Origin of the sequence: Dyadobacter luteus, assembly GCF_003383615.1 — a bacterium.
Classification (GTDB): Bacteria; Bacteroidota; Bacteroidia; order Cytophagales; family Spirosomataceae; genus Dyadobacter; species Dyadobacter luteus.
Genome location: NZ_QNUL01000011.1, coordinates 1 through 14,890, shown reverse-complemented (window position 1 = coordinate 14,890; position 14,890 = coordinate 1). Strand labels below are relative to the sequence as shown.

General features: G+C 42.1%; 14 protein-coding genes. 8 read left to right on the top strand and 6 right to left on the bottom strand.

Annotated elements, in window-relative coordinates; genetic code table 11:
• Nucleotides 1–184 precede the first annotated feature (184 nt).
• Nucleotides 185–1,219 carry a 3-dehydroquinate synthase gene (gene aroB, locus DSL64_RS14560; protein ID WP_115831650.1) on the top strand — a complete coding sequence of 345 codons (1,035 nt, stop codon included), beginning with the start codon at nucleotides 185–187 and terminating at the stop codon, nucleotides 1,217–1,219.
• 82 nt (nucleotides 1,220–1,301) lie between these two features.
• A complete protein-coding gene (locus DSL64_RS14555; protein WP_115831649.1) occupies nucleotides 1,302–1,877 on the top strand; it encodes a DUF4136 domain-containing protein in 576 nt (191 codons plus the stop codon).
• A 139-nt stretch (nucleotides 1,878–2,016) separates the two neighbouring features.
• On the opposite strand, the gene mraY is transcribed toward DSL64_RS14555, so the two are convergent.
• From mraY to rsmH, 5 genes are all read right to left on the bottom strand, one after another.
• A complete protein-coding gene (gene mraY / locus DSL64_RS14550) occupies nucleotides 2,017–3,231 on the bottom strand; it encodes a phospho-N-acetylmuramoyl-pentapeptide-transferase (protein ID WP_115831648.1) in 1,215 nt (404 codons plus the stop codon).
• Between the two features lie 147 nt (nucleotides 3,232–3,378).
• Nucleotides 3,379–4,860 (bottom strand): UDP-N-acetylmuramoyl-L-alanyl-D-glutamate--2,6-diaminopimelate ligase, encoded by a 1,482-nt coding sequence (locus DSL64_RS14545; protein ID WP_115831647.1) that lies wholly within the window; start codon nucleotides 4,858–4,860, stop codon nucleotides 3,379–3,381.
• A 10-nt stretch (nucleotides 4,861–4,870) separates the two neighbouring features.
• Nucleotides 4,871–7,015, bottom strand: a complete 2,145-nt coding sequence (locus DSL64_RS14540) for a PASTA domain-containing penicillin-binding protein (RefSeq protein WP_115831646.1) — start codon at nucleotides 7,013–7,015, stop codon at nucleotides 4,871–4,873.
• Between the two features lie 47 nt (nucleotides 7,016–7,062).
• Complete coding sequence (locus DSL64_RS14535) at nucleotides 7,063–7,473, bottom strand: FtsL-like putative cell division protein (RefSeq protein WP_115831645.1); 411 nt, start codon at nucleotides 7,471–7,473, stop codon at nucleotides 7,063–7,065.
• Between the two features lie 50 nt (nucleotides 7,474–7,523).
• A complete protein-coding gene (gene rsmH / locus DSL64_RS14530) occupies nucleotides 7,524–8,438 on the bottom strand; it encodes a 16S rRNA (cytosine(1402)-N(4))-methyltransferase RsmH (protein WP_115831644.1) in 915 nt (304 codons plus the stop codon).
• A gap of 140 nt (nucleotides 8,439–8,578) precedes the next feature.
• Between rsmH and DSL64_RS14525 the strand changes: the two genes are divergently transcribed.
• The 3 genes from DSL64_RS14525 (at nucleotide 8,579) to DSL64_RS14515 (ending at nucleotide 13,093) form a co-directional block, all read left to right on the top strand.
• Nucleotides 8,579–9,826, top strand: coding sequence for a peroxiredoxin family protein (locus DSL64_RS14525; RefSeq protein WP_115831643.1), 1,248 nt, complete (start codon nucleotides 8,579–8,581; stop codon nucleotides 9,824–9,826).
• 141 nt (nucleotides 9,827–9,967) lie between these two features.
• Entirely contained in the window at nucleotides 9,968–10,432 is a 465-nt protein-coding gene (locus tag DSL64_RS14520; protein WP_115831792.1) for a MarR family winged helix-turn-helix transcriptional regulator, read from the top strand.
• Nucleotides 10,433–10,687: 255 nt separating this feature from the next.
• The gene (locus DSL64_RS14515) at nucleotides 10,688–13,093 is read left to right on the top strand and encodes a 3-hydroxyacyl-CoA dehydrogenase/enoyl-CoA hydratase family protein (RefSeq protein WP_115831642.1); all 2,406 of its coding nucleotides are present in this window, start codon (nucleotides 10,688–10,690) and stop codon (nucleotides 13,091–13,093) included.
• Between the two features lie 49 nt (nucleotides 13,094–13,142).
• On the opposite strand, the gene DSL64_RS14510 is transcribed toward DSL64_RS14515, so the two are convergent.
• Complete coding sequence (locus DSL64_RS14510; protein ID WP_115831641.1) at nucleotides 13,143–13,364, bottom strand: helix-turn-helix domain-containing protein; 222 nt, start codon at nucleotides 13,362–13,364, stop codon at nucleotides 13,143–13,145.
• Between the two features lie 121 nt (nucleotides 13,365–13,485).
• Between DSL64_RS14510 and DSL64_RS14505 the strand changes: the two genes are divergently transcribed.
• From DSL64_RS14505 to DSL64_RS28960, 3 genes are all read left to right on the top strand, one after another.
• Nucleotides 13,486–13,791: an HTH domain-containing protein gene (locus tag DSL64_RS14505; protein ID WP_115831640.1), complete on the top strand. Its 306-nt coding sequence runs from the start codon at nucleotides 13,486–13,488 to the stop codon at nucleotides 13,789–13,791.
• A 236-nt stretch (nucleotides 13,792–14,027) separates the two neighbouring features.
• Entirely contained in the window at nucleotides 14,028–14,357 is a 330-nt protein-coding gene (locus DSL64_RS29550) for a CPBP family intramembrane glutamic endopeptidase (RefSeq protein ID WP_374755833.1), read from the top strand.
• A gap of 148 nt (nucleotides 14,358–14,505) precedes the next feature.
• Nucleotides 14,506–14,682: a hypothetical protein gene (locus DSL64_RS28960; protein WP_158547925.1), complete on the top strand. Its 177-nt coding sequence runs from the start codon at nucleotides 14,506–14,508 to the stop codon at nucleotides 14,680–14,682.
• Nucleotides 14,683–14,890 lie beyond the last annotated feature (208 nt).

Sequence of the window (14,890 nt, the reverse complement as noted above, 5' to 3'; positions counted from 1 at the left end):
AGTGTTGTTGGCACAATACAGTTGGGTGTTAACCAGCGGGGAGCGGGTAATTATTTTCACAAATGCGGGATCGTACTTTCCTAATAATGTGTACCTTTAACAGTAAAATTTTAATTTTTCAGTAGTACATCCAACAGACAACGTAAGTCGTATATCTGACGGGCATTGTCTCAATTATCAAGTAATGAATCAGTCGGTAGTAATTGCACCAATTCAGGAGAGTTTAGTAAGTTTCATCAGTTCAGCAAACTATTCAAAAGTATTCGTAATTGCGGATAACAATACAAAGAAGCATTGTTATCCTTTGATTAAGGCAGCACTGCCACCTCATAAGATTGTGTCGGTTGCCAGTGGGGAAAAATTCAAACTGCTTTCGACCTGTGAGACGATTTGGGATGCGATGACCCGCGAAGAACTTGACAGGCATGCTCTGGTAGTGAACATTGGTGGTGGAGTGATTGGTGATATGGGTGGATTTTGCGCAGCTGTCTACAAAAGAGGTATAGATTTTATACAAATCCCGACGACTTTACTATCGCAGGTAGATGCCAGTGTAGGAGGGAAGCTTGGAGTTGATTTTCAGGGCCTTAAAAATCATTTAGGTGTTTTTAATATTCCTAAAACTGTATTGATTGATCCTGTTTTTCTAAATACTTTACCCGTAAGAGAAATACGGTCCGGCTTTGCAGAAATCGTGAAACACTGCCTGATCGCCGACGGTGCTAAATGGAAAGAGATCAGTACAATTGATTTTGAGGATCAGAACTGGATGGATCTGATATCGCATTCGGTAAAAATAAAACAGGGAGTTGTAGACCAGGATCCTACAGAGAAAGGGCTGCGAAAGATATTGAACTTCGGACATACGCTGGGACATGCTGTAGAAACTCATTTTTTGGCTAAAGCACCGGCACAGAGGCTTTTCCATGGAGAAGCCATTGCTGTGGGTATGATCATGGAGAGCTATCTGTCATTCAAAAGAGGAATGATCGATACAGAAACATTGAGTAACATTGAAGAATTTATTTTTGCCACTTACGGAAAGGTGAAAATAATGCCGGAAGAGGTGGATGCGATTGTATCACTCACACGGCAGGATAAAAAGAACAGAGGGAGCGAGATTCGTTTTTCATTGTTGACAGGCGCAGGCAGCTGTGCCTATGACATTGTGGTCTCTCTGTCCGAAATGCGTAAAGCAATAGCTTATTACATGGGTTAGTACGGTGTAGCAAGGCATAAGCTGTTGGAGTTTTTGAGGGAATGAATGATTGGATACATTTTTATAACCTGACAAAAATGAAATGCTTATGTTAAAGTCTATTAAACCGTATGTTGCTGCAATAGTAGTTGTATTGCTTGCAGGTTGCTCTGGTGGTCGTAAAGTGTTTGTGGAGCACGATTACAGTTATGAGACCAACTTTAAAGATTATTCCTCCTATACTTTCCTTGAATGTGAGCGGGATACCAATAATCTCTGTACCGAAATATATGAAGCCATAAGACGGCAGATGCAGGTGCGAGGATATAAGCTTACTGCGGATAAACCCACCTTATTGGTAAATTACGGGATCTTCTACGACAATCTGCGTTATCAGGGATATATGCAGCCGGTTATTAAAAACTGGGTAGATACCGAAAATGACGGATTCAGATACGAGCCAATCAAATATGCACTGGATAAAGGGACGCTTATCGTTTCTCTGATTGATGCAGAAAGTGATCAGGTAGTATGGAGAGGATATGCTTCAGGTATTTTTAAAGGAGCAGAAAATACAAATAATCACTACCGTAGTGTCGTAAGGCGTATTTTTGACCAATACCCCCTATTTGCCAAAGGCTATGATCCAAGGAGATACAGCGAGCAGGTGGGACGATAGGAATCGATGAAGAGTTAAGAATTAAGAGTTAAGAGTTAAGAATTAAGAATTAAGAATTAAGAATTAAGAATTAAGAATGGAGAGTATACTTGCTTATCACTTTTCATTCTTAATTCTTAACTTTTAATTCACCCCCCCTTTATCTTAATTTCAGAGTTGCCAGTGTGAGTATCGCCAGGATGATACCTACAACCCAGAAGCGGGTAACGATTTTGGCTTCGTGAATTCCCTTCTTCTGATAATGGTGGTGCAGAGGTGACATGAGTAAAATCCGCCTGCCTTCTCCGAACCGTTTCTTCGTATATTTGAAATAGCTCACTTGCATAATGACGGAGATATTTTCTGCAATGAAAATACCGCACAACACTGGAATCAGCCATTCTTTACGAATTGCAAGTGCTACCACTGCTATAACTCCCCCTAACATCAAACTCCCGGTATCGCCCATAAATACCTGGGCAGGATACGCATTGTACCATAAAAACCCGACACAGGCTCCTATCAACGCTGCACAAAAAATTACCAGCTCTCCCGAATTGGGGATATACATGATGTTGAGGTATTGAGAGAATTTGGTGTTTCCCGAAAGATAGGCCAATACTCCAAGAGTTAATACAATAATACCCGAGACACCGGCGGCAAGTCCGTCAATTCCGTCGGTAATATTGGCTCCGTTGGAGATGGCGGTAATAATCACAATGGCGATGAGCGTATAAATAATCCACGTGTATTCCTCAGGTAACCAGCCAAATAGCAAAGTTTTATAATCAAACTCATTATTCTTAATAAACGGAATTGTAGTAACAGTAGGATGCACAATATCCCTGTACCGTTGTACCTCACCAACCGTAGAGTTGAAAATCGGTTGCTCGTATACTCTGATTTTTACGTTGTCATTAAAAGACAGTGTAAGTCCGACGATCAATCCAAGTCCAACTTGGCCGGCAATTTTGAATTTTCCGTGAAGTCCGTCTTTGTTGTTCTTGAACTTTTTGAGATAGTCATCTATAAATCCGATCAGTCCTGTCCATAAGGCTGTGATGATCAGTAGTACGATGTAGACATTGGTCAGTTTTGCAAAAAGAAGTACGGGAATCAGCAGAGAGGCAAGTATGATAAAACCACCCATAGTAGGGGTGCCTGCTTTCTCCATTTGTCCGGCAAGTCCCAAATCCCTGATCGTTTCCCCCATCTGTTTTTTTCTCAGAAATTCAATAATCCACTTGCCAAAAGTAGCAGCGATTACAAGGGAAAGTACAGTAGCGCCCAGTGCCCTGAAAGAGATATATTGAAATACACCAGCTCCGGGTATATTAAAATGTCTGTCAAGGTAGTCGAATAGATAATATAACATGAAACAGAAATTGGGGTGACGGCTGCAAAGTTGCGTCTTTTCGCAGACTACACAAAAACTGTCGCTATATTTAGCTTAAACAAATCATCAATTTTTAAACCTGAAAACCTTAAATCAGGTTTTGAACTGCTGAGAGATCCGTGTTGGTTAGCTTTTCGGATAATTGCCAAATGCTTCTATCAATATTTCCTTGTCGTCAAAGTGATGTTTAACGCCTTTTATATCCTGGTAGTTTTCATGCCCTTTCCCTGCAATCAGAATGATATCTCCCGGTCCTGCTTCTGAATAGGCAGTAAAAATGGCTTCCTTACGATCTTCGATCACGCTCGTTTTTTTATAGTCCAGCGGAGGCACTCCTTTCTGCATTTGAGCAAGAATGTCGTTGGGATCTTCAAAACGGGGATTATCTGATGTCAGTATCACCCTGTTGCTGAATTTACATGCAATTGCTGCCATTTTTGGACGTTTTTCAGCATCCCTGTTTCCGCCGCATCCTACAACCGTGATCACTTTTTCATTGCCATTCCGAAGTTCGGTGATGGTTTGCAGGACATTCTCCAGCGCATCAGGTGTATGTGCGTAGTCTACAATACCGACAATATGATCTGCTGAATGAAATTGCTCAAATCTTCCCGGAGGACTTTTCAGAATTGAAAGTTCAGTAAGAACTACCTCCGGATCTTCTCCCAATAATACTGCTGCACCATACACAGCCAGCAAATTATAGGCATTGAAACGGCCAATTACTCTGAACCACACTTCACGCATGTTGATTTCCATATGCATTCCTGCAAGTGTATCGGAAATCATTTTCCCTTTGTACGTAGCCAGCGTTTGCAGTGAATATGTTTCCACACGAGCATTCGTGTTCTGAACCATCACTGAGCCGCGACGATCATCCACATTGACCAGTGCAAAGGCAGACTTCGGCAATTGATCGAAGAAACCTTTTTTTGCCTTGATGTAATTGTCAAAGGTTTTGTGAAAATCGAGATGGTCGTGAGTGATATTGGTAAAAATACCGCCAGCGAAGTGTAAACCGGATATTCTGTGCTGTGCAACGGCGTGTGAACTCACTTCCATAAAAACATGAGAACAGCCTTTTTCGAGCATTGTTGCCAGCAAATGGTTGAGAGCGATAGCGTCAGGTGTTGTATGCGTTGATGGAATTACTTCATCTTCTACCTGATTCTGCACAGTCGATAAAAGGCCACAACGATACCCCAGATTTCTGAAAAGCTGGAAAAGAAATGTTGCTACAGACGTCTTTCCGTTTGTTCCGGTTACTCCTACAAGTGTCAGTTTTTCAGAAGAATTTCCGTAGAATGTTGATGCTATCAGCCCCATTACCTGAGCAGAATCCGCCGCTTTGACATAAGTGACATCGGAACTGATTTGGTCAGGCAGTTCTTCACACAAAATAGCTGTGGCTCCCGCTTTGACTGCAGTCGCTATAAACTGATGGCCATCTGTCTGCGTACCTCTCAGTGCGATAAACAAACTGCCTGTTGTAACCTTCCGGGAGTCCAGTATCAGACTTTGAATCGTAACATCCGAAGAACCTGTAATTTCCAGTTTTTCAATATTTGCAACAAGTGTAGCTAAGGATTTTCCCTGACCAGCTTCCATATATGACTTCTTACTGTAATGTTAATAGGATTGTTTTAACTCCGGTTCGGTTTACGCCCGGAGCAATAGATTGTTCGACCACCTTCCCGGATCCTTTGAAAGTAACGCGGTAACCTCTGTTTTCCAGCAGGTAAAGTGCATCTCTGAGGGGAAGTCCGGCAAGATCCGGAACGTCTCTGGAATTGACCTGCAAGGATTTGAAGCGAGGTTTGTTTTTATTCGCTATCGTTCCCACTGCATAGTCGGAGTCTACAGGCAATGCCGGTAAACGAAGTTTTTCATTAATTACACGAAGATCTGAAGACTTCCCAGCCCACTTTACATCATGCGCAGCCTCGGGAATAGAGTCTCTTACCGGTTTCTGGATCGATACGTCGTAGGCATATATTCTGTCAGCAACCTCTTTGAAGACCGGTGCAGCCACACTTCCTGCATAGCGGGTGTAATCAGCCCCCGAGCTCTTTGGGGTATCAATGATCACAATACAGCTGTATTTGGGTTTGTCGGCAGGAAAATATCCAGCAAAAGAAGTATAGTTTTTACCTTCCGTATAAACACCATTGATCAGCTTACGAGCCGTACCGGTTTTTCCGGCAATCCGGTAAAGATCCTGTTTTACACTTTTTGTAAGACTATTGGCTACTACACCTTCCAACATCTTTTTCACTTTCCTGATTGTTTCCGGAGAGGCTATTGGTGTTTCTTGTGTGTAAGGCTCCATTTTGTCCTCTATTTTTTCAGCACTACGTACCTCTCTCACCAGCATCGGGCGTACCCAGTAGCCATCGTTCGCAACAGCATTGTAGAAAGTCAGGGTTTGTAGCGGAGTCATCTGCATTTCATAGCCGTGGGCCATAAAGTACATGGAATAGTTACTCCACAATTTAGAACTTCGATCTCTGATCAACGGAGGTTTTTCTCCCTTCATATGGATACCCGTCGGTGAAGTGAGATTGAATTTCTTAAGGTAACCCAGGTATTTGTCAGGTTTGTTTGCAAAATACCTCTGCATCAGCAATACGGTCCCGATGTTGGACGATTTTTCAACCACCTGAGAAGCAGTAATATTTCCAAAACCTCCACGGTGTGCATCTTTAATGGTATGGTTACGGAAACGCAGCGAACCAGAACCTGTGTTCACCATCACTTTGTCAGGATCAATACCAGTTTCCTCCAGAATAGCCATCATAGTGGCGAGTTTGAAAGTGGATCCCGGGTCATTGCTTCCTGCCAGCGCATAGTTGAAAACCTCTTCGTACTTACCGTTGGAGCGTTTGGTAAGATTGGCCATCGCTCTGATTTCGCCGGTAGCTACTTCCATAATCACCACAGACCCAAAATCAGCATCCATTTCAGTCAGTTTACGACGAAGTGCAATTTCCGTCATATCCTGATAATTCATGTCCAGGGTTGTATAAATATCCCTTCCTGCTTCAGGTTGGACGTTCAGAGCATCACCAACGGGAATTTTGATACCGCCCTCTACTTTTTCTATCCAGCCGATACCAGCCTTACCTTCCAGTTTTTTGTCAAAACTGGCTTCTATACCGATATAACCTCTCCCGCTTTTAGGATCCGTACCTCCAATGGTTCTGTCGGCCATCGGACTAAAGGGTTTGTAACGTTTGTAAATGGTTTCGAATTTTCCGCCTCCTCCTTTTCTTGATTTTTCGAAAAATGGCCATTTTTTAATTTTCTCTCTATCAAGATGGCTTATTTCTCTGGCCTTAAGTCTCAAATATCGTTTGGTTTTGCTTTTTCTGTAACGCAGAATTTTGGTTTTGTACTGAGACGCAGTCATTTCTCCAAAGCTTTTGGAAAGCAAATTAGATAGCTGGTCAATATGCTCGGAGAAATAAGTAGAGTCGGCCACCTTGGTATCCAAACCGATATAGTAATAGGGCAGTGAGGTAGCCAGCAAACTATTATCCCGGGAATAAATGTTACCCCTCATAGCCGGAATCGTATCCAGTTTCAGGTCATTCTTCACTGAATATTCCGCCCAGGTTTTACCTTTAAAAGTATCATAATACTGGACACGTATCAGTTTGATAAATACCAGAATTGCCAGCCCTACCAAGGCCCAGCCAACCACCCGTGCCCGGTTGATCAGCGCTTTTTTATTATTTTGACCGCTTTCTACGTCGTTCTTCATGAATTTGGCAATCGATATACTGGAATCCGTAATAGTATTGGTAAGGATTATTCTTCCTTACGAATGATGATCTTTTTGGGCGGCGTAAGGTTTTCCTCCAACCCTGCTTCTTTCATTTTGTCAATCACTACGGATTGTCTTTTTCCCTTCATGTATTCAGCATGAATAGAGGTGTATTCCGCCCGAAGGTCATCAACCTCTTTTTTGAGTTTGATACTTTCACGGACATAGCTCTCCGACTCAAAGCCGATCCGCTCATATACCACCAGCAGGATAACGACCCATCCGAAGTAATAGAAATATTTGACCGGGACGCGCTCTTCTTGTCCGGGTATTTTTTCTCCAAAAACCTTATCAAGTGGTAAAAATCGGTTAAGCCAGTTGAAAAGGCTGTATTCCTTTTTCGGCTTCTTTTGCTTTGGGGGAATAGGTTTCGGTCTTTTCTTGTTTTCCGACATCTCTTATCGTTGTTGATGGTCTGTGTATGCGAATATGTTGGCTTCAAAGCCTACTTTTCTGCAATTCGTAATTTGGCACTGCGAGCTCGGGGGTTTCTGGTAACCTCTTCCTTTGTGGCCTCAATTGGCTTTCTCGTCACGGCACGTAATGGCTTTATTTCGTTGCCATAAAAGTCTTTTTCGACCTCTCCGTCAAACTTTCCTTTTTGTATGAAATTCTTGACGAGCCTGTCTTCCAGAGAATGGTAGGACATTACAACAAGTCTTCCGTTTTCAGCCAGCACTTCCGGAGCCTGTGTCAGGAATTCCTCCAACACTTTCAACTCATCGTTCACTTCAATCCGTAATGCCTGAAATACCTGAGCAAAATATTTATTCTCCCTGTGCTTTGGTGCATACCGGAGTAGGATACCTTTCAGATCGTTGATGGTTTCAATCGGGGAATTGTGGCGTGCAGAAAAAATGGCTTCTGCTGCGGTGCGGGCGTTATGTACTTCTCCATACATACCCAAAATTCGCTGCAATTCAGCTGCCGATCTCACATTCAGTACTTCACAGGCTGTTTTTTCTGTATGCGGATTCATACGCATGTCCAGGTCAGCATCGAAGCGGGTTGAAAAGCCGCGTTCAGGGGTATTGATCTGGTGTGATGACACGCCCAGGTCACCCAGGATACCATCCACCGGACCTGATTTGTGAAGACGCAGATAACGTTTCAAATGACGAAAGTTGGCAGCAATAAATGTGAACCGCTCGTCATCTTTGAACTCTTCCGCATTCGCAGCAGCATCCGGATCCTGATCGAAAACGAAAAGCTTACCGGTCGTCAACCTGTTCAGAATGGCACGCGAATGTCCGCCACCGCCAAAGGTAACATCTACATATATTCCATCAGGCCGGATATTCAGTCCATACAGGCATTCTGACAGCATGACTGGTTCGTGGTAAGTACTTTGAGACTCCATTTATTAAAAGCAACGTGCGTAGGAACTATTTCTTGCCAAGAGGCAGTTACAAACTTAATAATTTTAAGGCGTAGGAATGGCTGTTATGGGAGGAATTAATTTTTGAACCCGAACTGCAATTTTAATTCAAATATTTGAATATGAGAGTAATAAATTATGTAGCTGGTTTTTTGGCTATGATGTCCGTCGCGGCATGTAATTCTTCTGCTGATCAAACCTTGAAAGCAGGAAACTGGCGGGCCACATTGTTGCGTGATGGGCAAGAGCTACCTATACTTTTGGAAATAAGTCAAAACCCGGACAACAAAACATATAGTGTGGTATCGGTGAATGGCGAAGAGCGCCTTCAGTTGGATAGTGCTTATTTTGAGAATGATTCGCTGCATATTCCAATGGAGCTTTTCGATTCTGAAATTGTAGCAGCTGTGCATGGAGATAAGCTGAGCGGAACTTACAGCCGACTCAAAGAAGGAGTAGTTGTAGGCTCTCTGCCTTTTAAAGCGGTGTATGGAGAAAATCATCGTTTCTTTAAAGAAGGCGTTGCGAAGAGCGAGAAAAACGTGGCGGGTAAATGGTCTACTACTTTCCTGAATCCTGCTACCGGCGACTCAACACTTGCTGTGGGTAATTTTATACAAAATGGAAGTGCAGTACAGGGATCGTTCCTGACGCCAACCGGAGATTATCGTTTTTTGAATGGAAGTATAAATGGCGATAGTTTGTACTTATCCACATTCGATGGGTCCAATGCGATGCTGTTCAAAGCTGCATTGCAAACGGACGGAACATTAAAAGGAGAACTCTGGTCAGGATTGAAAGGCTACAAAACCTGGACAGCGAAACTTAATCCGGATGCCAAATTGCCTGATGCAACAAAGCTGACTTTCCTGAAACCGGGATTTGATAAGGTTGATTTTACGTTCCCCGATTCAGATGGTAAAACAGTTTCTCTGAGTGATCCGCAGTACAAGGATAAAGTAGTAATTATACAGATATTAGGTTCCTGGTGTCCCAACTGTATGGATGAAACCAACTTCCTGGCGCCATGGTATAAGAAAAATAAAGATCGTGGTGTCGAAATCATCGGACTTGCATTTGAGCATTCAGATAAGCCTGAGGTATCAAATCCTAAGCTGAAAAGAATGATTAACAGATTTGGAATGACGTATCCTGTTTTACTGGCTGGTACCAACAGCGATGAGGCTACAGGAAAAGCGCTGCCCATGTTGAATAAAGTGATGTCCTATCCAACTACTATTTTTATAGATAAAAAAGGAAAGGTGCGTGAGATTCATACAGGATTCTCAGGTCCCGGAACAGGTAAATATTATGATCAGTTTGTTGAAGATTTTAATGGACTGATGGATAAAATGATTGCTGAAAAGTAATATTAAGGTTCCCTGATAGCGCTGCACGATGTTGCAGCGCTATTTTTATGCAACAAAATTAGTATGCTTGCATAATATTCCTGTCTTTTCTTACATTTGTGTATAGGTCAAATGATTCTGACACCGTATAAAATCCAAGATATGCGCAAGGAAAAAACCATAGATTTCCAGATAAAATGGGCATGGCATTCTATTTCCAGAATGTATAATGCCTACGCTGCGCGGTTTGATACAACCATGGCGGTGGGTTATGTGCTACTCAATATTGACATTGAAAATGGTACACCTGCGACGAAGATAGCTCCTTTGCTGGGCATGGAACCCCGTAGTCTGGTAAGAATGCTTAAAAATCTTGAAGAGCGTGGATTAATCACGCGTGAGGTGAGCGAAAATGACAAGCGTTTCGTCAGGATTATGTTGACAGACCTCGGAAAAGAAAAAAGAGAGTTAGCCAGGGAAGGGGTAATTTCATTCAATACAATGGTGCGGGATAAAATACCGCTTGACAAGCTGGTCACATTTTTTGAGGTAATAAAGGATATTAACAAAATTGTGGAGGAAGAGAACCAGAAATTGAAAGCTGGTGATCTGGAAGAAGAGATCTAACCTCCGGTCTGCACGCCGTTTGGCGGGCTGAACGGTACAATTGAAAGTCCGGTCTGCATGCTTTTTAGCAGGCTGAACGAAACTGAACCTCCGGTCTGCATGATAATTATCAGGCTGAACGGTAATGCAATTATCGCCTTATGCGAACAGTCGGGAAACCGGCTGTCAGATCGACAAATAACAGTGAAAGAAGCTAAACGCTAACAGCTCAGAGCTAACAGCTAAATAATTCCTAATAACCAAAATCTTTAGATAATGAATCGTTCCATTCGTAAAGTAGCAGTTTTAGGTTCAGGCATCATGGGATCGCGTATTGCATGCCATTTTGCCAATATTGGTGTGGAAGTTTTACTATTGGATATTGTTCCGAAAGAGCCCAATGATATAGAAAAAGCCAAAGGGCTTACAACAGAGCATCCGGCAGTTCGTAACAGGATTGTCAATGATGCGTTTCAGCAAACACTGAAAGCTACACCGGCGTCCCTCTACAGCCCCGGCTTTGCATCCCGGATTAAACTGGGGAATTTCGACGACAATCTTCAGGATATCAAAAATTATGACTGGGTGATTGAGGTAGTCGTGGAAAGGCTGGATATTAAGAAAAGCCTTTTTGAAAAGGTTGAGCAGTATCGGAAGCCAGGTACACTCATCACCTCCAATACTTCCGGAATACCCATTCATCTGATGGCTGAAGGAAGAAGCGAGGATTTCAGGAATAACTTCTGTGGAACTCACTTTTTTAATCCTCCCCGTTATTTACGTTTACTGGAAATCATTCCAACTGCGGATACAGACCAGGCTATTATTGATTTTCTGCTGCATTACGGAGACCTGTATTTAGGCAAAACAACGGTTCTGTGTAAAGATACACCGGGCTTTATTGCGAACAGATTGGGGATTTACGCTTTGATACAAACCATACGTACAGCTGAGGAGATGGGACTTAGTGTGGATCAAATTGATAAACTTACCGGGCCGGTTGTAGGCAGACCAAAATCAGGTACCTATCGACTGTCAGATGTGGTGGGGTTGGATACGACCGTACATGTTGCCAATAATTTGTATGCTTCGGGTGAAAAAACGGATGAATCGCGCGATGCATTTATTTTGCCCGGCGTGATGCAGAAGCTTTACGACAACAAATGGCTTGGAGACAAAACAGGACAGGGTTTTTATAAAAAAGTAAAGGATGACAAAGGGAAGTCTGTGATTCTGGCGCTTGATTTTGCTACCATGGAATACCAGCCTTCAGGAAAAGTGAAGTTTGATACGCTGGAAGCTACTAAGGCAATCGGTGAAGTACCGAAACGCTTTTCAGTTCTATTGTCAGGGAAAGACAAAGCGGGAGAATTTTACAGAAAAACCTTCTCTGATATTTTTAAATATGCGTCATTCAGGATTCCTGAAATATCAGATGAAATTTTTAGAATCGATCAGGCCATTTCAGCAGGATTTGGCTGGCAACTTGGATTATTTGAAACCTGGGATGCCGTTGGTCTGAAAAATATGCTGGCTATTATGGAGCAGCAGGAAATGAAACCGGCCAAATGGGTATATGATATGGTGGCTGCCGGTCATGAATCTTTCTATAAAGTAGAGAAAGGCAAGCGGCAATATTATGATGCCGCATCGCAGTCGTACAAGCAAATTCCCGGACAGGAAGGATTTATATTGTTGAATAACCTGTCTGATCAGATCGTGTGGAAAAATGCAGGCGCCAATCTGTATGACCTTGGAGATGGAATTCTGAACCTTGAATTCAAATCGAAGATGAATACGATGGGTTCAGAGGTGATTGAAGGAATTCAAAAAGGAATCAGTCTGGCTGAAAAAGATTTCCGTGGACTGGTCATCGGAAATGAATCGAGCGAGGCATTTTCTGCAGGAGCAAATCTGGCAATGCTGTTCATGTTCGCGATTGAGCAGGAATTCGATGAAATTAATATGGTGATTGCGCAGTTCCAGCAAACGATGATGCGCGCGCGTTATTCATCCATTCCTGTTGTCACGGCTCCGCACACACTTGCTTTGGGAGGAGGTTGTGAGCTGAATTTACATGCGGATAAAGTAGTGGCACATGCGGAAACGTATATGGGACTCGTTGAATTTGGTGTGGGTATTATTCCTGCCGGTGGCGGTACAAAAGAAATGGCATTACGCTGCTCGGATATGTACCAGGCCGGCGATACGGAATTGAATATATTACAGACTGCATTTATGAATATTGCCCAAGCAAAAGTGTCTACTTCGGCGCATGATGCGAAAGCGATGAATTATCTGCAGGACAAAGATCAGATTGTGCTCAACCGCTCTCGGTTGATTGCGGAAGCCAAACAAGCCGCTATTGATCTGGCAGAAAATGGATATACCCAGCCCAAGCAGCGCAACGATATCAAAGTACAGGGAAAAGCCGGGATGGCACTCTTTATGGCAGGAATATCTCAGATGCGTCTTGCCAATTATATCTCCGATCATGACGCGAAGATCGCCAACAAACTGGCTTATGTGATCAATGGAGGAGATTTGAGTTATGCACAGCCGGTTACAGAGCAATATCTGCTGGATCTGGAAAGAGAAGCATTCCTGTCGCTCTGCGGAGAAAAGAAAACCCTGGAAAGGATGCAGGGATTACTTAGCGGTGGAAAACCACCAAGAAACTAATATCAATATATTATTATATGGCCTGGTAGATTCATTTACCAGGCCATTTTTATTCCTGGTGCCATTCAATGAGTTCTACCAAAGACATATCAAGCGCTTTGGCAATAGCAAATGCCCTATCCAGTGTCAGTGCTGTTTCGCCCGTCTCGATTTTGCTGTAGCCCGCCTGGCCTATTCCGATTCGATGGGCAATATACTCCTGCTTATATCCTTTTGATAACCTCACGTTTCTAATCTTCATTCCAAAGTGAGCGGCGCCTGATTCTTTCATAATGTGCCGGGATTTCGTGTTCTCCTAATGTATTCCACATCCGATTAGACTATCCAGCAAATAGGCGGTCACCTTTTATTCCAAATTAATACCTTGCATCGCACTACATCTACAAACTGAAATGGACCTTGCAAAGTATTTTGATAGGCTTCAGCGGTTGCACCGGCTGATCAGTAAAAAAGCAACAGGTTCTCCCTCGGAACTGGCCAATAAGCTGAATTTATCTGAGAGAGCAATATTTGAATACATTCGTATGATGCGGGAGCTTGGAGGGCCTATTGCTTTTTGTCCTGTAAGGCGGAGCTATTATTATGAGAGAGAGGTGGAGTTTAATATTGGGTTTAGGGAATTGGAAGATAAAGAAAAATTGAAAGTTGATGGAGGACAGATCGAAATGAATATAAATCTTAAATTATTCAATTTGTGAAATTTAATTTAAAGACTAAAAAAGAGCATCTAGAATTTCTGATTTTGAGGTTTACCAGCTTTGTGAGAAATCCCGATGCTTCTGACTATAATACAACTTCACTGCGTTGTAAGCTACGGGATGTGGGTGTATATTATCTCTTCTTATCCTTTGTAATATGCTTGTGTATAGTTGCTCTCATCACGTTTTTGCAAAATATTCATTTAATTAATTCTCTCGAACATGTAGATAAAAATATGAGCTGGTCGAAAAGAATTTTAGGGGCTCTGATACTTGCTCCTATTCTCGAGGAAGGTATTTTTCGGTACTTTCTCGGACCATTTCGTAAAGCTTCATTTTTTAAGTGGTTATACTATTTTTCTTCATTAGTATTTGGATGGATTCATTTTTATAACTTTCACCCTGATGCTGCTCACAATATTTTCTTACCGATAATTACTCTTCCACAAACATCCCTTGGGTTTTTACTTGGGTATATTCGGATAATGTATGGATTTTGGTTCGCTGTGATGTTACATTTTTTGTATAATGTGATATTTGTAGGGTTGAGTTTTATTTTTGACTGACACAATCATAATAATTTCATAATTATTTATTGACTGCATTTATAGTTCAGTGATCAGAATTAAATTTACATATTCATCTTTAAAAAATCGTTGGCCAACGTAATGGGTGACATTCGGTATTTTTGTTTTCATCTTAAATTTTGTATCAATGACTTCATTAGATTTAGAAGAGATCAGTTGTTTGCCGTTGAATGATACGGAACTCCAAGAGATAGAAGCTGGTAATGCATTTTGGGGTGCTATTGGGGGTTTTGTTGCTGCCCAAGTTCTTGCAGATTGGCAAGACTTTAAGGCAAGTTTTAAGGAAGGGTTGCAAGCCAATTGAATTATTTTTAACTTAAATTTAATATTATGGAGACTATATTTAGTGACTTTGAAAGTCTTTCTAATGACGAGTTAATTTTAACAGAAGGGGGTATCATCCTATCTTCTGGCTCGTTTGGATCTGATGTTGGAGGGTGCATTTCAAAACTTCGTTTTGAAATTTGCTGATTACTAAATAAATCAAATATCTAAAGTATTAAATTGAGAAT